Origin of the sequence: Cobetia sp. cqz5-12, from assembly GCF_016495405.1 — a bacterium.
GTDB lineage: Bacteria > Pseudomonadota > Gammaproteobacteria > Pseudomonadales > Halomonadaceae > Cobetia.
On the sequence record NZ_CP044522.1, the window covers coordinates 4,169,062 to 4,189,012 of the forward strand.

Here is a 19,951-nt window from a genome sequence, read left to right on the forward strand (position 1 = left end):
CTCAGAGCTCGGCAGCGAGCTTGTCAATCAGCTCGCGGTGCTTGGCTTCGTCGATGGAGGATTCCAGGATGCGCTCGGCGCCGATCACTGCAAGAGCAGCGACCTGGCCACGGAGCTCGTCCTTGGCCTGGTTGATCTCCTGGGAGATTTCGGCACGGGCCTGCGCAACGAGACGCTCGCCTTCCGCACGTGCAGTTTCACGTGCTTCCTCGATCATCTGGTTGGAGCGCTTATGGGTCTGCTCAATGATGCGTGCTGCTTCATCCTTGCTTTCCCGCAGAGTCTCGGTGGCTTTTTCCTGCGCCAGTTCGAGGTCACGGGTAGCACGGCTGGCAGCATCCAGACCATCTGCAATCTTCTTCTGACGTTCTGCCAGAGCTTGTGTGACCGGCGGCCAGACATACTTCATGCAGAAATAAACGAAGACCGCAAAGGCGATGGCCTGACCAATCAGGGTTAAGTTCAGATTCACGCCAGCACCTCTCGCTTCACGATTGTTGGGTCAAAAACACGGTAGGCCGAAGGCCAGCCGATGTTTAACCGACAAACGGGTTGGCGAAGGTGAAGAACAGCGCGATACCAACACCGATCATGGTCACGGCATCCAGCAGACCAGCGACGATGAACATCTTGACCTGCAGCTGCGGGATCATTTCCGGCTGACGCGCTGCGCCTTCCAGGAACTTGCCACCGAGGATACCGAAACCGATGGCGGTGCCCAGGGCGCCCAGGCCGATCAGCAGGGAGACGGCGATAGCGGTCATGCCAAGAACTTGTGCTTCCATTGTGGAACTCCAGTTTTAGTCAAGTTTAAGTCAAGGGTTGAGGGTGTGAGCAGAGCTCGGAAATCTTGCCCCACGCCACGGATGGCGTGGGGCGAATTGCATCAGTGGTCTTCGCTGGCCATGCTCAGGTAGACGATGGTCAGCATCATGAAGATGAATGCCTGCAGGGTGATGACCAGGATATGGAAGACCGCCCACGGGAAGTGCAGGGGCAGCTGCCAGATACCGACCAGCGAGATCAGGATGAAGATCAGCTCGCCTGCATACATGTTACCGAACAGACGCAGCGCCAGAGAGATCGGCTTGGCGATCAGCGTCACGAACTCAAGCAGGAAGTTGACCGGGATCAGCGCGATCTGTGCCAGCTTGTTCGGGGTGTTGAACGGGTGCAGCGTCAGTTCGGCCAGGAAGCCCTTGAGGCCCTTGACGCGAATGGAATAGAAGATGATCAGCGCGAACACGGACAGTGACATGCCCAGCGTGGCATTGATGTCAGTGGACGGCACCACCTTGAAGAACACGTGAGCCGGATCGGCGCCGAACATCTCACCGACCTTGGCAGCAACGCCAGGCAGCCAGTCGACGGGGATCAAGTCCATCAGGTTCATCAGGAAGATCCAGCAGAAGATCGTCAGTGACAGCGGCGCGATCAGGCGTGAACGACCGTGGAAGGTCTCACGCACAGACTGATCGACGAACTCGACCATCAATTCGACGAAGTTCTGCAGACCGCTGGGAACGCCAGTGGTGGCGGACTTGGCGACCTTGCGGAACAGGCACAGGAAGATCAGGCCCAGACCGATGGACCAGCCCATGGTATCCAGGTGGATGGCCCAGAATCCCATGTCGGCCGCTTCCTGAGCGCTGTGCGCCAGTGACCATCCGTGTTCCGGGTGGTTGCCGTACGTCAGATTCTGCAGGTGGTGCTGAATATATTCGGAGGGACTCGGGTTGGTGCCTGCCATGACTCTGCCTCAGGTTCGTGTGTACGGTGTTCGCTTCACCAGCCAGGGGCCCAGCCAGTGAACCGCCATTGCCGCCACGTAAGCGCAAAAAAATAAAGCGGGGTTTGAGGGCGGCACTGCAATGAAGAAGAACGCAAACAATACGGCCGTCAAACCGAACTTACCGGCCTCGGCCTGATAGAAGGCCTTGACCATTGCCTGGGCGTAGCGTGCACCGGTCACACGCAGTGAACGCCAGGCGAAAAACAGATTGGGCAGCAGGCAGACCAGCCCACCACACAGCGCGGAAAGCGCCGCACCACTGCCTTTCATCACCCCCGCCAGCAAGACGGCAATCACGATGACCAGCGCCTGGCCCCAGAGCAATCGAGCCACCTGAGGGCGTTGTAGAGCAGCGGGTGTCGTCTTGTGCATCTTGGACCTGTGTCTCGCAATGATGGCCTTCGCCATTTCTGGCGCTGCGCTGGACACAGCCCGGGAGCAAACTCGCCGGATTATAGGGGAGCGCTTCACCGCCATCAACCAAACGACAAGCTAAATTCCTTGATCTTTCGCAAGCTTACGACCAAAGCCTCACTATCTTGCGGGAAACCGATGACAGTTTGCTTACGTTGACAGTCGCTTGCGATGCGAGCGACACAGGGTTGCATGAATCACAACCTGACGTCAGCAACATCCTTCAATATCTTGAATGTCAGATGCATTTCGCGCCCCTGCGACAATGGGTCACAGGGGCGCGAAAGAGGATCGTGATCCGTCACGCGGAAAATTGCCGCCCGGGGAGGTGTGACGCGCGGTCAGCCCTCCCCTGCTTGCCTACTAGTGGATATGGCCGAGAATGCCGTCCAGCTCATCCAGACTGGTGTAGGAGATGGTGACCTTGCCCTTGCCACTCTTGCCGTGCCGAATATTGACGGCAGCACCCAGTTGTTCCGAGAGGCGCGTTTCCAGGCGCTGGATATCGGCGTCCGGTCGCGCCGGTGCCGGCTTGGGCTGCTCACCCTTCTGCACGCTTTTCACCAGCGCTTCGGTCTGGCGCACGGTCAGCTCGCGCTCGACCACTTCATGGGCCAGCTTGCGCTGACGTGCCGGGGTCAGACCGATCAGGGCACGCGCGTGCCCCATGTCGAGCTCACCGCGCTCCAGCAGGGTCTGCACTTCCTGTTCCAGCGTCAGCAGTCGCAGCAGGTTGGTGACCTGGGCGCGTGAACGCCCGACGGCGTCGCCCACCTGCTGCTGGGTCAGCTCGAATTCCTCAAGCAGGCGCTTGAGCGCCAGCGCTTCCTCGACCGGATTGAGGTTCTCGCGCTGGATGTTCTCGATCAATGCCAGCGCGAGCGCGATCTCATCGCTGATGCCTTCGCGGACGACAGCGGGGATGGTATCCAGCTCCGCCAGCTGCGAGGCACGCCAGCGGCGCTCGCCAGCGATGATCTCGTAGCGCCCCTCCCCCACCGGACGCACCACGATGGGCTGCATCACGCCCTGAGCCCGGATGGAATCCGCCAGCTCCTCGAGCGCTTCCGGCTGAATGTCACGCCGTGGCTGATACTTGCCACGCTGCAGCTGCCCGAGCGGCAGGCGCTCGAGACGCTCGCTGGGCAATTCCGCCGTGGCAGCGGCCGGATTCGCGGCCAGCGCGGCATCCGGTGACGCATCGATGGCATCGCCATCGACAGCTTCTATATCGGCTTCGACATGGCGGCGGCGGTTTCCGGCGCCAATCAGGGCATCCAGGCCCCTTCCCAGGGCACGCTTACGCGTCATGGACCTTCCTCGGTGAAGTTACAGCGAGAGACGACGAATCAATTCCTTGGCGAGCACCCGATAGGCCTGGCTGCCACGCGACAGACGCGCATACTTGGTCACCGGCAGACCGTGGCTCGGCGCTTCCGCCACCCGCACGTTGCGCGGAATGGTCGCCTTGATCAGGGTATCGCCAAAGTAATCGGAAAGTTGCTTGCTGACATCGCGGGTCAGACTGTTGCGAGCGTCGTACATGGTACGCACGATCCCGAACACGTCGAGGGCCGGATTCACGTTGCCTTGAATCTGCTCGACGGTATCGAGCAACGCTGACAGCCCTTCCAGTGCATAGAACTCGCACTGCAGCGGGATCAGCACGCCGTGGGCGGCAGTCAGGGCATTGACGGTCAACATGTTGAGCGAGGGCGGGCAGTCGATCAGCACCACGTCATATTCCGCGGCGATCGGCGCCAGAGCTTCCGTGAGGCGGCGCTCACGCCCCTCGACACCGAGAAGATCGACCTCGGCGGCGGTAAGGTCGCCATTGCCGGGCAACAGGGCGTAGCCGGCATCGGGACAATCGAGAATCACGTCACTGGCACGCAGCTCGCCCAGCAGCACATCCAGCACGCTGCCTTCGAGGTCGTGCTTGTCGATGCCGCTGCCCATGGTGGCATGGCCCTGCGGGTCGAGATCGATCAGCAGAACGCGGCGATCGAGTGCCGCCAGCGACGCCGCCAGATTGACGGCAGTGGTGGTCTTGCCGACGCCACCCTTCTGGTTGGTCAGCGCGATGATCTTGGTCACGAGCGACTTCCTTGGTTCCTTGAGAAGCGGGGCCATTGGCACCAGCCGCATGCTCACGAGGACAGATCAATGATCTGCCCTCGTGAAAACATCAGGCTGCCTGCCTTTTGCGCCCGGCACAATCCCTGCGCACGCCTTGAGGCGCTTTATCAGTCGCGCTTGAGGCGCAGAAGGTGACGCTCCCCTTCCTCGCCGGGCACTTCCAGCACCAATGTCTCGACCAGCGAGACACCCATCGGCAGGCGGGCAATCTCATCACTGGGGATGCGCCCTTTCATGGCCAGCCATTCGCCGCCCTCGGCGAGCACGGCCGCTGACAGATTGACGAAGGCATCGGTATCGGCGAAGGCACGCGAGATGATCTGTTCGAACGGCGCACCATCATAGGCTTCGATACGTACCTGGGTCGGGCTCAGATTCTTGAGGCCCAGCTCATGGCCGGCCTGAATCTGGAAGCGCACCTTCTTGCCATTGGAATCCAACGGCACGACGGCGATATCGGGACGCATGATCGCGATCACGATGCTGGGCAGGCCCGGACCGGCGCCGACATCCAGAAGGCGTGGCCCACGGATATAAGGCAGCACACTGAGGCTGTCGAGAAGATGGCGAGTCACCATCGCCTCCGGCTCCCGTACCGCGGTGAGGTTATAGGCGCGATTCCACTTGTGCAACAGCACCAGCAACGTCATCAGCTGGGCGTGCTGTTCCTCGCTCAGCGCCACTCCCATGGCGCTGGCACCGCGACTGAGCAGTTGAGCGCAACGTTCACGCTGTGTCTCGTTGAGCGTCTGGCTCATTGCGCGGCTCCCGTGTCAGCCGTTGCGGCATCTGCGGGTATCTCCGCCTTGATCAGCTGACGCTTCTTCAAGTGGATCAACAGGATAGAGACAGCTGCCGGCGTGACACCGGAAATGCGGCCGGCCTGAGCCAGCGTCGCCGGGCGCGCTTCGTTGAGCTTCTGCTTGATCTCGTTGGACAGACCATCGACGGAATCATAGTCGAGGCTGGTCGGCAGTTCGGTGTGCTCGTGACGACGCAGGCGGTCGATCTCCTCCTGCTGACGCTGGATATAGCCTGCGTACTTGGCAGTGATCTGCACCTGTTCGGCGATGCGCCAGTCGTCGACCCCTTCCCCTTTCAGGCCTGCCACATCCGGATACTCGAGCTCCGGACGCTTGAGCAGCTCCATCAGGCTGGCTTCACGCTTGAGCGGCGAGCTGAGCTTGTCGCTCAACGGGGCCAGCTCCGGGCTCTTCGGCGTCAGCCAGGTGCTCTCGAGACGCGCGGTCTCGCGGGCGATGGCTTCACGCTTGCGATCGAAGGCTTCCCAGCGGGCGTCATCGATCAGGCCCAGTTCGCGGCCCTTGGCGGTCAGACGCAGATCGGCATTGTCCTCACGCAGCAGCAGGCGATATTCGGCGCGCGAGGTGAACATGCGGTACGGCTCGCGCGTGCCGAGGGTGATCAGGTCATCGACCATCACACCGGTGTAGGCCTCGTCACGCAGCGGATGCCAGGACTCGTCGTCAGTGGCGCGCAAGGCGGCATTGACGCCCGCCAGCAGCCCCTGGGCACCGGCTTCTTCATAGCCGGTGGTGCCGTTGATCTGACCGGCGAAGTAGAGGTTCTTGATGAAACGCGTCTCCAGGGAATGATGCAGGTCCTGGGGATTGAAGAAATCGTACTCGATGGCGTAGCCGGGGCGCGTGATGTGCGCGTTCTCCATGCCACGGATCGAGCGCACCACCTCGAGCTGCGTATCGAAGGGCAGCGAGGTGGAGATGCCGTTGGGATACAGCTCATGGGTATTCAGGCCTTCCGGCTCGATGAAGACCTGATGGCTGTTCTTGTCGGCGAAGCGATGCACCTTGTCCTCGATGGACGGGCAGTAACGCGGCCCGATGCCATCGATGACGCCGGAGTACATCGGCGAGCGGTCGAGATTGGCGAAGATGATCTCGTGGGTGCGCTCGTTGGTGTGCGTGATGTAGCAGTTGACCTGCTCCGGCTGCATCTCACGGCTGCCCATGTAGGACATCACCGGACGCGGCGTGTCGCCCGGCTGGGCTTCCATCTTGCTGAAGTCGACGCTCTTGGCATCGATGCGCGGCGGGGTGCCGGTCTTGAGGCGATCGACCCGGAACGGCAGTTCACGCAGACGCGATGCCAGGCCATTGGCGGGTGGATCACCGGCACGGCCACCGGCATGGTTGTCCAGGCCGATGTGGATCACGCCACCGAGGAAGGTCCCGGTCGCCAGCACCACCGTGGTGGCGTGGAAGCGGATTCCGGTCTGGGTGACGACACCCCGCACGGTCTCGCCTTCGACGATCAGGTCTTCCGCCCCCTGCTGGAACAGCGTCAGGTTCGGCTGGTTTTCCAGCACGTTGCGGATCGCGGCCTTGTACAGCGCTCGGTCGGCCTGTGCGCGAGTGGCACGTACTGCCGGCCCCTTGCGGGCATTCAGGGTACGGAACTGGATACCCGCCATGTCGGTGGCCAGGCCCATGGCACCGCCCAGCGCATCGATCTCCTTGACCAGATGGCTCTTGCCGATCCCGCCGATGGCGGGATTGCAGGACATCTGGCCCAGCGTCTCGATGTTATGGGTCAGCAGCAGGGTCTGACGGCCCATGCGGGCAGCAGCCAGTGCGGCTTCCGTACCGGCATGACCGCCGCCGATGACGATCACGTCAAAGCGGTTCGGGTAATCCACGTTGGCACCTCGGGGTATCACGAAACTTGGGTGAAGCGCTGCTCGCTGGTTGGCGAAGCAGGCAAATCGGCCAGGCAGGGCGATGAATCGATGCCTGGATGAATCAAGGACTGCCAGACGGCATGGCGAATGATGTCCGTCGCCGAAGGCATGTGCTCGACCGGTGAGGGAGCTTGCAAGCCAGCAGGATGACGTCCGGGCCGCACAGTATAAACCGCCTGTGGGTAAGCGTCAGGAGTTTTCCACAGCGCCTTGCCCTGGCAGGCCATGAGCGAATGCCCGGGTTGTTTCTTCTGGAGCATCAATCCACGCCGCGGCGATTCACGAGTCTTGCGGATACGACGCGTCGATTTTCCGGCGAGGGATGCGCTACCCAGGCAGCCGTTCGTTATCCCGAACACTTTGGATTCGGCGAGTTCACGTCAGGTCGATCGTGAGGTCTCGGTCCGTCCTTCGGGTTTCCGGATAACAAGATTATATAAAGAAAAGAAAAAGGGGTTCTGTTGATGTTGTAACTACTGTTGTGGACAAAATCAGTGGGAAATCGACTTTATCTGTTACAAATCAAACGCTTACGATGTTGATATAGTTGGGGAGAAAATGCGGAGTACCTGAGGACGCCACCGGTCGCTTCCTGTGGATGAAATGCGCCCTTGTCCACAGCCCCGATTATCCCCTGATTCATACCGAGCTGGTACCCGACTTTTCTGCCCTGCTGTGCACAAGTGGCGTTGTTACCCACAACCCCTAGTGCTGCATGGCCTGACGGCAAGAAGGCCGCGGATAATGCCGGAAAATGTCCACAGAGGCAAATGTCGATTTCCTGCGCTGCCCAAGGCTGTAGACAGTCATGGGATAAGTGGTGTGTGAACGGCTACAGCCCTCGCCAATGGTGCCAATGACGCGACGCACCCCAGCCTGTGGATACTTTTTCGCTTGTTTTGCCCGTGTCGGCCGCTGAGACTGCCTGAACGCTGCCTCAGCGACTGACGGTGCACGCTATCCTCGTGTGGTTTTCCGGCTAGGCCCCTGATTTATCCCTGTTTTTCACACGCTAAAGCGCCGTCTCAGTGAGGATTGCCAGGCGAAGACAGCATCCTTCGTTCGAGCGCCAAGGCGTGTTTGCGTGACCTGGCAAGGGGGTGGACGGGGCCAGAAAAATTCGTTTTTTTCTTCTCGAAATGCCGACAGATGGCATGAAGGGAGAAGATTTTTCATCGTTTGGCGCTCTGCAGGGCTCGCTAGCCTCTCTGGGGACAAAAAAATGCCCCGACCTGACGGTCGGGGCATGGCCACTGCACGCATGGCAGCGGGTGGGGCATCACGTGCTCAACGCTTGTCTGACCAGTGGCTCAGCGAGCCTTGTGGAAGGTGCTCAGTGGGACAGTACGCGGGCCAGGAAGCTCTGGGTACGTGGATGTTGCGGCGTATCGAAGACCTGCTCTGGCGTACCCTCCTCGACGATGCTGCCCTGATGGATGAACACCACCCGGTCTGCCACTTCACGGGCAAAACTCATCTCATGGGTGACGATCATCATCGTCATGCCTTCGCGGGCCAGCTTGCGCATGACATCGAGCACCTCGCCGATCATTTCCGGGTCCAGTGCCGAGGTGGGCTCATCGAACAGCATCAGGCGGGGTTCCATCGCCAGTGAGCGGGCAATGGCCACGCGTTGCTGCTGGCCACCGGAGAGCTGCCCCGGGTATTTGTCGGCCTGCTCGAGGATATTGACCCGCTCGAGCAGCGTGTCGGCTTGCTGCTCGGCCGCCGGTCGCGAGGTGCCTCGGACCTTGATGGGGGCCAGGCTGACGTTGTCACGCACGCTCATGTGCGGGAAGAGGTTGAACTGCTGGAAGACCATGCCGACTTCGGTGCGTATCGCCTTGAGCGCCCTGTGACTCTTGCCATGGGGGATCAGCGAGTGCCCATCCACCTCGATGTTGCCGTCCTGAAACTCCTCCAGGCCGTTCACGCAGCGAATCAGTGTCGACTTGCCGGAGCCACTGGCCCCGATGATCACCACCACCTCCCCCTGGGCGACCTCGAGCTCGATGTCCTTGAGGACATGCAGGCTGCCGAAATGCTTGTTGAGCTTGTGCATCTTCACGATGGCAGTCATGGGGCACTCCGAACCGGCGCTGCATGCCGGAAGGTCGTCAGAGGAATGAGATCAGGCACTAGGAGAAATGGCGCTGCTTTATCCGTCGCGAGTGGGGGGGTGAGAGACATCATTGGCCCACCAACCCGCGGCGCTCGAGCATCCGCAAGCCAAATGACAGGCTGAGGGTGATCACCAGATACAGCAGCGCGACCATGAAGTAGGTTTCCAGCGCATTGAAGGTCGTGGCGATGTAGATCTGACCCTGGCGGACCAGCTCACCGACGCCGATCACCGAGAACAATGAGGTGTCCTTGATCGAGACGATGCCCTGGTTGCCGAGTGCTGGAATCATGCGGCGCAGCGCCTGGGGCCAGATGACATAGCGGAAGGTCTGCGGGGTGGAAAGGCCGAGTGACAGCCCGGCTTCCCGCTGGCCTCGGGCGATGGACTGCACGCCACCGCGCACGATTTCCGAGATATAGGCCGCCGAGTTCAAGGCGATCGCGGCGATGCCGGCGGTCAGGGCATCGATGGGGCCGCCGATGATCTGTGGCAGGCCATAGAAGATGAAGAGCACCTGTACGAGTACCGGGGTGCCACGGAAGATCTCGATATAGGCGGTGGCGACCCAGCGCAGGATCCGGCTGGGAGACAGGCTCAGCAGTCCGAACAGGATGCCGAGCACGAAGCCGATGGCGAGGCCACCGAAGGAAATGGCGAGGGTCCAGGGAATGCCCTCGAGCAGGTAGGGCACCGAATTGAGTGCGGCCTGCCAATCAAACTGGAACTGAACGTCCACGGGGGGCTCCTTGGCACGAACCTCTCACGCGCCGCTGCGTGCGCCGGAGGTTCGAAACGACCGACATTCCGGCAGGCTGTCGCTGCCGAAATGTCGTGATGATGATCTGCACTACGCTCTGTACTATGTTCTGCACTACGCGACGTGGGGCGTCCGAGGCGAATCGAAAGCGGTTTACTGGCTATCGCCGGGCATGGCGCCGAACCACTTCTGGTAGATCTCGGCATAGCTGCCGTCGGACTTCATCTCGGCCAGCGCCTTGTTGGCGGCTTCGGTCCACTCGCTGCCTTCGGTGAAGGCGATGCCGTATTGCTGGCCTTCATAGAGCGGCCCCACCGTCTTGACGCGTCCATCGCCCTTGGTCTTGGCGAAGTAGCCGACGTTGGGGGCATCGTAGAAGACGGCATCGACGCTGCCGGACATCAGGGCCATGTACATGTCGGCGCTGCCCGGATAAGGCGTGATGGTGGAGTCACCGAGGTTGGCGGTGAGGTAGTCATAACTGGTGGAGCCGATCTTGGTGCCGATCTTCTTGCCTTCCAGGCCCTCGATATCCTCGATGTCGCCGTTGTTGGCCGCGGTCAGAATCTGCAGACCGGAGTCATAGTAGGGATCAGTGAAGTCGACGATCTTCTCGCGCGCCTCGGTGATGGTGATGCCGGCGATGGCGACATCGACACTACCGGTCTGCACGGCCGGGATGATGCCATTGAAGTCCATGGTCTTGAGGTCGATATCGAAGCCGGCGCGCTCGCCGATGGCATTGAGGATGTCGATATCGAAGCCGACCATCTCGCCGCTTTCCTGGTCGAGCATCTCGAAGGGCACGAAGCTCGGGTCGGTCGCCGCCTTGAGGGTGACGGCATGGGCAGCGCTGGCCATGAAGGTGGCGGCCGCGAGGCCAGAGAGGGAGGCCAGCAGGTGAGATCTGCGCATTTTACATTCCTCTTTATATTTAGATTTTAGGATGTATAGCGTTTTTAGATTGACGAGCACACCGGACCCCGTCAAGTCTCCCGCCGCTGCCATGCGGCGAATGGAAGCTCGCAAGCCACTGAGATGACGAAAAAAATCGCCCCCTACCGGGTACCGGTAGGGGGCGATCAGGCGTCAGCAAGGCGTCAATGTCATGCGCGGGCCTGTCAGGCCCACGTTCAGGCCCTCACTGATCAGACCATGAAGGAAGACCCGCAGCCGCAGGTGCTGGTGGCATTGGGGTTCTGGATCATGAAGCGGGCGCCTGCCAGACCTTCCTCATAGTCGATCGTCGAGCCGACCAGATACTGATAGGACAGCGGGTCGATCACGATGGCGGCGTCGCCCAGCTCGACCACGGTGTCGTCATCGGCCAGATCAGTGGCGATATCGAAACCGTACTGGAAGCCGGAACAGCCGCCGCCAGTGACGTAGACCCTGAGACGCAGCTCCGGGTTGGCTTCTTCCGCGCGCAGCGCTGCAATCCGGGCACTGGCGCGCTCGGACAGGTACAACGGCGTCGGGATGAAGCTTTGTGCTTCGCTCATGCGGGCCTCCTGGAAGGAGTCGGAGGCCGGACGCTGAAGACAGCGCCCGGCACGGTATAGAGAACGGAATGACGCCTATTATCCCTATATCCGAGCAAAAGGGTCAACTTTGTCTGACGTGCCGCCTTGCGGGCAACGTTGGCGGCTCAGGGCATCATCGCCGGCGCACCGATAGCCGTCATCTCATCGAGACCGAACATCAGGTTGAGGTTCTGGATGGCCTGGCCTGATGCGCCCTTGACCAGGTTGTCGATCACCGACAGCACCACCAGGGTGTCGCCGTTGCCCGGACGATGCAGGGCGATACGGCACAGGTTGGTGCCACGCACGCTGCGCGTCTCCGGATGGCTGCCCAGTGGCATGACATCGACGGCGGGGTGGTCGGCGTAGCGCTGCTCGAACAGCGCCTGCAGATCTTCCAGCGTGCCGCTGAAGCCGCTCAGACGCGGATAGAGGGTGGAATGGATGCCGCGGATCATCGGCGTCAGGTGCGGGACGAAGGTGAGACCGACCGCGCTGCCGGCTGCCAGGTCCAGGCCCTGGGTGATTTCCGGCAGATGACGATGGCCGGAGGCGCCGTAGGCCTTCATGGACTCGCCGGCTTCACACAGCAGCGAGCCGACCTTGGCACCGCGACCCGCGCCGGAGACGGCGGACTTGCAGTCGGCGATGATATTGTCGGTCTCGATCAGGCCGGCTTCCAGCAGCGGGATCAGGCCCAGCTGCACGGAGGTCGGGTAGCAGCCCGGCACCGCGATCAGGCGCGCTTCGCGGATGGCATCGCGATTGACTTCCGGCAGACCGTAGACGGCCTCGCCGAGCAGCTCCGGCGCGCCATGCGGCTGGCCATACCACTCGGCCCAGACGTCGGCGTCCTTGATGCGGAAGTCCGCGGACAGGTCGATGACACGCGTGCCGCGTGCCAGCAGATCGCCGGCCAGGGCGTGAGCGACACCATGGGGCGTGGCGAAGAACACGGCGTCACAGGCGGCCAGCACCTCGGCATCCGGCTCGCTGAACGCGAGGGTGTCGTAGTGGCCGCGCAGATTGGGGTACATCTCGTCGACACGCACGCCTTTCTCGCTTCGCGAGGTGATCACGGTCACTTCCACCTGCGGGTGGCTGGCCAGGAGCCTGAGGAGTTCCACTCCGGTGTAACCGGTGCCGCCGACGATACCTACCTTGATCATGCTGCCTCCCCGCCTTCGGGCGGTGTCCTGTTGATGCGAGATGTAATCGTGTGTCCGATCTGCTGCTGCGACCTTTGGTGGCCTGTGCGCGAGACAGGCGTTGCGCCATGCTGTGCCGAGGTTGTCGGATTGCGCACGGTCGCGACGGTTCGCAATCGATATGATACACAGGTGTCAGGCGGGCAGTAATGCGCTGCCGACATGGATGTCCTCTGTCATTGCCAGTGCCTTCAAGGAGTCGTGAGTGTCACGCCTGACGCGTCCGCATCTGCCTCGTCCCAGTCTCGACAATTTTCGGCGCAAGCTGGCGGCGGTCGATGCACTCCCGCAACTGTGTCTGCTGGGGCTGGTGGCAGGACTGCTGACCGGCTCATTGATGGTCGGCTTCCGCCTGCTGTTGAGCGCCGGTGCCCTGGGCTTCATGCCCGATGACAACCCGGAGAACTTCGAGGGACTTGCCCCCTGGGTGCGCGCCTCGCTGCCGCTGCTGGCGGTGCTGGTGATCGGCATCGTGCTGGGGCGACAGCATCCCGCGCAGCGCAAGCTGGGCATCGGGCATGTCATCGAGCGTCTGACCTACCATCAGGGCAAGATGCCGCTGCGTGCCTGGCTCAATCAGGTCGTGGTCGGGGTCGTGAGCGTGCTCGGCGGCCTGTCGGCCGGGCGTGAGGGGCCGGCGATCCACCTGGGTGCCGGTGCCTCGAGCTGGATCGGCGAGCGCCTCAAGCTGCCCAACAACAGCCTGCGCGTGCTGGTCGCCTGCGGCACCGCGGCGGGCATCTCCGCCTCCTTCAATACGCCGATCGCGGGGGTCATCTTCGCCATGGAAGTGGTGATGATGGAGTACACCCTGATGGGCTTCATGCCGGTGATTCTGGCTTCGACCACCGGCGCGGTGGTCACGCAGATGGTCTACGGCTCGGCGCCGGCTTTCGCGGTGCCCTCCCTGCTGCTGCACTCACTGCTCGATCTGCCCTGGGTCATCGTCACCGCGCTGGTCATCGGCCTGCTGGCGGGGGGCTTCGTGCATCTGGCACGTCAGCAGGCGCGCGTGGCGCACCTGTCATGGGGGATGCGCATGGCGCTGGTCGGAGTCTCGACGGCCGTCGTGGCGTGGTGGTATCCCCAGGTACAAGGCATCGGCTATGACAGCCTGGCCCAGTTGCTCGATGGCCAGCTGGCGCTGGATATCCTGCTGGCGCTGGTGATCGGCAAGCTGGTGCTGTCGGCGCTGTGCGTGGCCTGTGGCGTGCCGATCGGCATCATCGGTCCGGTGGTGGTGGCGGGCGCCGCGGCCGGGGCGTTGATGGGCATGCTGGGCGGATGGCTGTTGCCGGACCAGGCCTCGGATATCGCGCTTTACGCCCTGCTCGGCATGGCAGCGATGATGGGGGCGGTACTTCAGGCGCCACTGGCCGCCCTGATGGCACTGCTCGAATTGACGCATTCGCCGAATATCATCCTGCCCGGCATGCTGGCGGTGGTGGTGGCAGGCCTGACCTGTCGCCAGCTGTGTCACTGCCAGGGTTTCTTCATCTCGACGCTGACCGCGCAGGGACTGCATCCGCTCCAGCAGCCATTGATGCAGGCGCTGTCGCGGGTGGCGGTGCCGGCGGTAATGGAGCGCTCGCTGGTCAGCGTTCCGCGACGGGTTACGCGTGAACGCGCTCGCGCCCTGCTCGACAGCAAGCCGGTATGGCTGGTGGTCACGCGCTCGACGCCGGAAAAGCCGATGGTCGCGCTGCCGGCGGCGGATCTGGTGCGTGTGCTGATGGATGAGCACTGGCGGGAGCAGGAGGAGCTCGATCTGCTTGAGATCCCCGCTCAGCGTCTGGATCTCGCGCCCATCCACCTGCAGGCTACCTTGTCCGAGGCCTATGAGCGGCTGCTGCCCAGTGATGTCGATGCCCTCTATGTCGAGCACACTACCGCACCGATGATTCGCAAGATTTCAGGTATCATCACGCGGGATGCAATAGAAAGCTACTATCGCTATACGCCCTGAAGTGTAGCGTGGCACCTGTCTCTTCGGCGTGAATGCGCTCTGCGCGTGCCTGGCCGCGACCGCATACCGCATGGGCCTTGGCGGTATCACATGCCATCGTGGCGATCCGATTGCTTCATTCGCGCGTCCACTTTCTGACCTTCCCGACCCTGACTGACGGAGCTCCCTCATGTATCTGTGGATCAAGGCTTTTCATCTGATTGCCGTAGTGTGCTGGTTTGCTGCCCTCTTCTATCTGCCACGGCTGTACGTCTATCACGCCCAGGCGCGTGATGCCGGCGATGCCAAGGCCATCGAGTACTTCAAGACCATGGAGCGCAAGCTCTATCGCGGCATCATGATGCCGTCGATGATCGCGACCCTGGTGCTGGGCATCTGGCTGCTGGCGCTGGTGCCGAGCTTCATGAGCATGGGCTGGATGCACCTCAAGCTGACCATGGTCGTGCTGCTGGTCGGCTATCACCATGCCTGTGGCCTGTATCTGAAGCAGTTCGCCGCCGATACCTGCAAGAGAACCTCGCGCTACTTCCGCTTCTTCAATGAAGTGCCGGTGCTGATGCTGGTGGTGATCGTCATCTGCGTCATCGTCAAACCGTTCTGAGGGATGGCTCAGCCATGACCGAGTGCTCAGCGCAATTGCCTTACGTGCTGGTATTGGCGGGGCATGACCCCAGTGGTGGTGCGGGTCTGATCGCTGACAGCGAGGCGATCCGTGCCGGTGGCGGCTGGGCGCTGACGGTGCCGACGGCGCTGACGGTGCAGAACTCCTGCAATGTGCAGGCGGTGATCCCGCAATCGGGCGAGTCGATGCTCGCCATGGCCCGCTCTCTGTGTGAGGACTTCCGTCCGGGCGCGCTCAAGATCGGTCTTCTCGCCAGTGAAGCGGCGCTCACGGCGTGCGTGACGCTGATCGAGGAACTCCAGCAGCGCTGGCCGGGGCTACCGGTGGTATGGGACCCGGTGCTCAAGGCGGGCGGCGGGCTGGAGCTTTCCACCGACTCGCTGATCTATCAGGCGCGTGAGAGCTTGCTGCCGCATGTGGATGTGATCACGCCCAACCGCGCGGAGCTTGCGCGGCTGGCGGCCTGCCCTACGGGGGCGGGCGACGGCCAACTCGCCGAGCATCTGCTGGCGGCCGGCGCCGGGGCCGTGCTGGTCACCGGTACCGATCCTGTCGAGCGCGATGCTGACCCTCTGAAGCGTGATGCTCACTCGCTGGCTGAATCGCTGGCTGAGTCGTCGGTGATCCATCGCCTGTATCGCCGTAATCAAGCCACGCTCGCACTGGACTGCCCGCGACTGACGGGCAGCTTTCATGGCAGCGGCTGCACGCTGGCCTCGCACCTGGCGGTGCGTCTGGCCCGCGGCATGACGTTGCCAACGGCATGGCAGGCTGCCCAGCAGGCCACCTGGCAGAGTCTCGTCGATGGTCAGCAACGTGGGCGGAAAGGCGCGCTGCCTGAGGCCCAGTTTCTGCCCTGGCGTTAACGCTATTGCTCCTTTCGATGCCGGTACCCCTTGCGCTCGCGCGGCTGCAACTCACCCATGAGTCGCGTTAAGCTGTCGCCATCGACGGCATTCGGGTTATCCACATCCCCCTTGCCGCCCCGAGGCTATCGGACCGTTTCATCGGCTGTGGACAAGCTGCATTCACGTTATCCACAGGGCCTTTATGTCTGATCACCTTTTCCGCCATTTTCGCGGCCCATGTGCCGCTCGCCGCTTATCAAGAGGTATGTCATGACCACGTCCGCTGCCCAGTTCGAACGCGCCAGCCGTCATATTCCCGGTGGCGTCAATTCGCCGGTCCGCGCCTTCAAGGGGCTGCATCGTCCGCCGGTGTTCATCGACCATGCCAAGGGCGCGTATCTGTTCGATGTGGAGAATACGCGCTATATCGATTACGTCGGTTCCTGGGGGCCGATGATCACCGGTCACGCCGACGAAGATGTGCTCAGCGCCGTGCGCGAGCGTCTCGAGAGTGGCCTGTCCTTCGGTGCGCCCACCGAGATCGAGTCCGAGATGGCCGAGCTGATCTGCGAGATGCTGCCGAGTCTCGACATGGTGCGCATGACCAACTCCGGCACCGAAGCCACCATGTCGGCGATCCGCCTGGCGCGGGGTTTCACCGGTCGCGACAAGATCGTCAAGTTCGAGGGCAACTATCACGGTCACTCCGACTCGCTGCTGGTCAAGGCCGGCTCCGGCGCGTTGACCCATGGTGAGCCGAGCTCCCCGGGCGTGCCCGCCTCGCTGGCCGAGCACACCATCACGCTGGACTATAACGACGCCGAGGGCGTGCGCCGTTGCTTCGCCGAGCTGGGGGACGAGATCGCCTGCATCATCGTCGAGCCGGTCGCCGGCAACATGAACTGCATCCCGCCGGTGCCGGGCTTCCTCGAAAGCCTGCGCGAAGTGTGCGATGCCCACGGCAGCGTGCTGATCCTCGATGAGGTGATGACGGGCTTCCGCGTTGCCTTGGGCGGTGCTCAGGCGCATTACGGCATCACGCCTGACCTGACCTGCCTGGGCAAGATCGTCGGCGGTGGCATGCCGGTGGGTGCTTTCGGCGGCAAGCGCGAGATCATGCACCACCTCTCGCCGCTGGGGCCGGTCTACCAGGCGGGGACGCTGGCAGGCAATCCACTGGCGATGGCCGCTGGCGTCGCGCTGCTGCGCAAGCTCAAGGCGCCCGGCTTCCATGCCGAGCTTTCCCGCAAGGTCGAGATGCTGTGTGATGGCCTGGAAAGCCGTGCCAAGGCGGCAGGCATCCGTCTGATCACCCAGCATGCCGGTGGCATGTTCGGTGTCTTCTTCACCGATGATGCAGAGGTCAGCAATTTCGCCTCCGCCACGCGCTGCCGTCAGCAGGATTTCGTGACCTTCTTCAACGCGATGCTCGCCGAAGGCGTCTATCTGGCGCCGTCCGCCTATGAAGCCGGCTTCATGTCCGCGGCGCATACCGATGCTGATATCCAGGCCACGCTGGATGCGGCTGAGCGGGTCTTCGCGCAGATGTCCGCATCGAACTGAGTGCGACACGAGACAGTCCCTGAGTCCGCGGGTTGGCCAACGTAGACAGGAACCCGCTCGGCAGGCTGCCGGGCGGGCTGCCATCCGGTACACTTGTCGCCAACGATAGCGATTGCGCTAATGACCTTATAGCCAGCTTGCCTTAGCGGAGACGACCTTGAGCCAGGCCTTGATTCGAGCCCTTCACACAGCCGATTGCTTCGATCACCCCGTGAAGGATATCGAAGTGCATGAGACACATATCTCGTGGATCGTGCTGACCGGCGACTACGCCTACAAGATCAAGAAGCCGCTGGATTTCGGCAGCTTCCTGGATTTCTCGACCCTTGAGCGCCGCAAGCTCCTGTGTGAACAGGAAGTGCGCCTCAACCGCCGTCTGGCACCGACGCTGTACCTGGATACCGTGGCGATCTCGGGCACGCCCGAAGCTCCGCGCATCGGAGACGACAGCGCTGTCTTCGAGTACGCGGTCAAGATGCGCCAGTTCTCCAATCGCCACCTGTTCAGCGCTCTGCAGGCCAGTGGCGAGCTGTCGCTGGAATTGCTGGATGATCTGGTCGACCAGCTGGTGGCCTTCCACGAGCAGGCCGAGCGCATCCAGGGCGACAGTGATCTTGGCAGCCCGCAGATGGTCAGCCGTACCATCGACAACGAGTTCGAGCTGATTCGTCCGCGTCTCGGTGATGATGCCGAGGCCATCAAGCGACTCGCACTGCTCAAGCAGTGGACCGAAGAGACCTTCCAGCGCCTCAATCCCGAGTTCGAGCGTCGCTGGCAGGAAGGTTTCGTGCGTGAGACCCACGGCGATATCCACCTGGGTAACGCCGTGCGCCATGAAGGCCGTGCCCTGCTGTTTGACGGCATCGAGTTCAATGAAGAATTGCGCTGGAATGATGTCGGTTGTGACCTGGCCTTCCTGGTGATGGACCTTGAAGCGCGTGATGAGCAGGCTTTTGCCCATCATGCTCTCAACCGTTATCTCGAGCTCTCCGGCGATTACTCGCTGGTGCGTCTGCTGCCGTACTACAAGATCTATCGCGCACTGATCCGGGCCAAGGTGGCGATGATTCGCTATCACCAGCCCGAACTGTGTGAAGCGGATCGCGCCGACGTACTGGCCGAGTACGAGCGCTATATCGGGCTGGCGGAGCGCTATAGCGAGATCCGTTTTCCTTACATGATCATCGGCGTGGGTGTCTCCGGCAGCGGCAAGAGTCGCTTCACCGAAGAGATGGTGCGCGAGCTGGGCGGAGTACGCATTCGCAGCGATGTCGAGCGCAAGCGCCTGTATGGCTTTGCGGCGGATGCCGATACCGAGTCCGGACTCAATGGCGGCATCTATACGCCGCAGGCAACGCATGCGACCTATGAGCGACTCTCGAATCTGTCAGCCACGCTGCTGGAATCGGGTATCCCCGTCTGCATCGATGCCACCTGTCTGAAGAAGGTGCAGCGTGATCGCCTGCGTCATGAGGCAGAAGCCCGTGGCCTGCCGGTGCTGATGATCAGCTTCGAGGCCGATGACGAGACGCTGCGCAAGCGCATCATCAAGCGCAGCCAGCGGAGTGGCGAGGCGTCCGAGGCAGGTCTCGAGGTGCTCGACAAGCAATTGGCCAATCGCGAGCCATTCGCACCGGAAGAGCATGGTCAGCTGGTCCACATCGACACGACGGCGCCCAACGCTAATGTAACGTTGGCACGTCTGATTCGCGAGCAGCTTAGACTGCACTGAGTCGAACGGCCAGCGCCAAGGAGCATGGCGAGTGATCGTCATGCTCCTTGGCGCTGGCCAATGTTCGCGTAACCCCGGCAATACTTGAGAACTCTGCATCAGATAAGGAAACATCATGCGTCATAATCTCGTCCCTACTGCCGCCGTCGCCATCAGTCTGGCGCTGCTCGCCGGTTGTTCGAGTCAGCCTTCCACGGCGGACCTGATGCGAGGCCAGGCAGAGGAAGCCAAGGCTGTCGCCAAGGTGCGTGACCAATTGGCAGATCAGTGGGAAGAAGGGAAATCACTGGTCGCGGCAGGTGAGAAGCAGATCGTCAGCGGTGAGGATCTCGTTGATGATGGTGAAGCCAATGTTCGCAAGGGTCAGGCTCTGATTGAAAAGGGCAACAAGCAGATCAAGAAAGGCAAGGCCCGTATCACCAGTGGCAACAAGCAGGTTGCCCAGGGACGCAAGATGGTGGACGAGAGTCTCTCGACTTATCGTCAATCCTTCCCGGAGCAGTCCGTGACACTGGAAAAGAAGTAACTTGCCGCTGCGATAGT

20 protein-coding genes are annotated in these 19,951 nt (G+C 62.0%); 6 read left to right on the plus strand and 14 right to left on the minus strand.

Translation table 11 applies throughout. From position 1 onward, the window contains the following. Nucleotide 1: 1 nt before the first annotated feature. The 14 genes from F8A90_RS17335 to argC all read right to left on the minus strand — a co-directional run bounded on the left by F8A90_RS17335 (nt 2) and on the right by argC (nt 12,638). Entirely contained in the window at nt 2–472 is a 471-nt protein-coding gene (locus F8A90_RS17335) for a F0F1 ATP synthase subunit B (RefSeq protein WP_175088902.1), read from the minus strand. Between the two features lie 64 nt (nt 473–536). Then, nucleotides 537–785 carry a F0F1 ATP synthase subunit C gene (atpE, locus tag F8A90_RS17340; protein WP_011508579.1) on the minus strand — a complete coding sequence of 83 codons (249 nt, stop codon included), beginning with the start codon at nt 783–785 and terminating at the stop codon, nt 537–539. Between the two features lie 101 nt (nt 786–886). Next, on the minus strand, nt 887–1,750 hold the full coding sequence (atpB, locus tag F8A90_RS17345; protein ID WP_043331706.1) for a F0F1 ATP synthase subunit A: 864 nt from the start codon (nt 1,748–1,750) through the stop codon (nt 887–889). Between the two features lie 9 nt (nt 1,751–1,759). Next, nucleotides 1,760–2,164, minus strand: coding sequence for an ATP synthase subunit I (locus F8A90_RS17350; protein WP_043331819.1), 405 nt, complete (start codon nt 2,162–2,164; stop codon nt 1,760–1,762). 405 nt (nt 2,165–2,569) lie between these two features. Continuing rightward, nucleotides 2,570–3,517: a ParB/RepB/Spo0J family partition protein gene (locus F8A90_RS17355; RefSeq protein WP_043331703.1), complete on the minus strand. Its 948-nt coding sequence runs from the start codon at nt 3,515–3,517 to the stop codon at nt 2,570–2,572. Between the two features lie 18 nt (nt 3,518–3,535). Continuing rightward, nucleotides 3,536–4,303, minus strand: coding sequence for a ParA family protein (locus tag F8A90_RS17360; protein ID WP_043331702.1), 768 nt, complete (start codon nt 4,301–4,303; stop codon nt 3,536–3,538). A gap of 149 nt (nt 4,304–4,452) precedes the next feature. After that, nucleotides 4,453–5,103: a 16S rRNA (guanine(527)-N(7))-methyltransferase RsmG gene (gene rsmG, locus F8A90_RS17365; protein ID WP_200018226.1), complete on the minus strand. Its 651-nt coding sequence runs from the start codon at nt 5,101–5,103 to the stop codon at nt 4,453–4,455. Then, a complete protein-coding gene (mnmG, locus tag F8A90_RS17370; protein ID WP_200018228.1) occupies nt 5,100–7,022 on the minus strand; it encodes a tRNA uridine-5-carboxymethylaminomethyl(34) synthesis enzyme MnmG in 1,923 nt (640 codons plus the stop codon). The genes rsmG and mnmG overlap by 4 nt, the downstream gene beginning before the upstream one ends. Nucleotides 7,023–7,039: 17 nt before the next feature. Further along, nucleotides 7,040–7,324, minus strand: coding sequence for a hypothetical protein (locus tag F8A90_RS17375; RefSeq protein WP_200018231.1), 285 nt, complete (start codon nt 7,322–7,324; stop codon nt 7,040–7,042). A gap of 1,073 nt (nt 7,325–8,397) precedes the next feature. Beyond that, a complete protein-coding gene (locus F8A90_RS17380) occupies nt 8,398–9,144 on the minus strand; it encodes an amino acid ABC transporter ATP-binding protein (RefSeq protein WP_054556363.1) in 747 nt (248 codons plus the stop codon). A 109-nt stretch (nt 9,145–9,253) separates the two neighbouring features. Beyond that, a complete protein-coding gene (locus tag F8A90_RS17385; RefSeq protein ID WP_043331697.1) occupies nt 9,254–9,925 on the minus strand; it encodes an amino acid ABC transporter permease in 672 nt (223 codons plus the stop codon). 174 nt (nt 9,926–10,099) lie between these two features. Then, nucleotides 10,100–10,861 carry a transporter substrate-binding domain-containing protein gene (locus tag F8A90_RS17390; protein ID WP_200018233.1) on the minus strand — a complete coding sequence of 254 codons (762 nt, stop codon included), beginning with the start codon at nt 10,859–10,861 and terminating at the stop codon, nt 10,100–10,102. Nucleotides 10,862–11,094: 233 nt separating this feature from the next. Continuing rightward, nucleotides 11,095–11,448: an iron-sulfur cluster insertion protein ErpA gene (erpA, locus tag F8A90_RS17395; protein ID WP_200018234.1), complete on the minus strand. Its 354-nt coding sequence runs from the start codon at nt 11,446–11,448 to the stop codon at nt 11,095–11,097. 146 nt (nt 11,449–11,594) lie between these two features. After that, nucleotides 11,595–12,638 (minus strand): N-acetyl-gamma-glutamyl-phosphate reductase, encoded by a 1,044-nt coding sequence (gene argC, locus F8A90_RS17400; RefSeq protein WP_200018235.1) that lies wholly within the window; start codon nt 12,636–12,638, stop codon nt 11,595–11,597. Between the two features lie 253 nt (nt 12,639–12,891). On the opposite strand from argC, the gene F8A90_RS17405 reads away from it, so the two are divergent. The 6 genes from F8A90_RS17405 (at nt 12,892) to F8A90_RS17430 (ending at nt 19,934) form a co-directional block, all read left to right on the plus strand. After that, complete coding sequence (locus F8A90_RS17405; RefSeq protein ID WP_200020095.1) at nt 12,892–14,643, plus strand: chloride channel protein; 1,752 nt, start codon at nt 12,892–12,894, stop codon at nt 14,641–14,643. A gap of 169 nt (nt 14,644–14,812) precedes the next feature. After that, nucleotides 14,813–15,244, plus strand: a complete 432-nt coding sequence (gene hemJ / locus F8A90_RS17410; protein ID WP_200018236.1) for a protoporphyrinogen oxidase HemJ — start codon at nt 14,813–14,815, stop codon at nt 15,242–15,244. Nucleotides 15,245–15,258: 14 nt separating this feature from the next. Next, entirely contained in the window at nt 15,259–16,131 is an 873-nt protein-coding gene (gene thiD, locus F8A90_RS17415) for a bifunctional hydroxymethylpyrimidine kinase/phosphomethylpyrimidine kinase (RefSeq protein ID WP_200018237.1), read from the plus strand. Nucleotides 16,132–16,383: 252 nt separating this feature from the next. Next, on the plus strand, nt 16,384–17,676 hold the full coding sequence (hemL, locus tag F8A90_RS17420) for a glutamate-1-semialdehyde 2,1-aminomutase (protein ID WP_200018238.1): 1,293 nt from the start codon (nt 16,384–16,386) through the stop codon (nt 17,674–17,676). A gap of 226 nt (nt 17,677–17,902) precedes the next feature. Further along, a complete protein-coding gene (locus F8A90_RS17425) occupies nt 17,903–19,408 on the plus strand; it encodes a bifunctional aminoglycoside phosphotransferase/ATP-binding protein (protein WP_233593375.1) in 1,506 nt (501 codons plus the stop codon). 115 nt (nt 19,409–19,523) lie between these two features. Beyond that, on the plus strand, nt 19,524–19,934 hold the full coding sequence (locus F8A90_RS17430) for a hypothetical protein (RefSeq protein ID WP_200018241.1): 411 nt from the start codon (nt 19,524–19,526) through the stop codon (nt 19,932–19,934). Nucleotides 19,935–19,951: the final 17 nt, after the last annotated feature.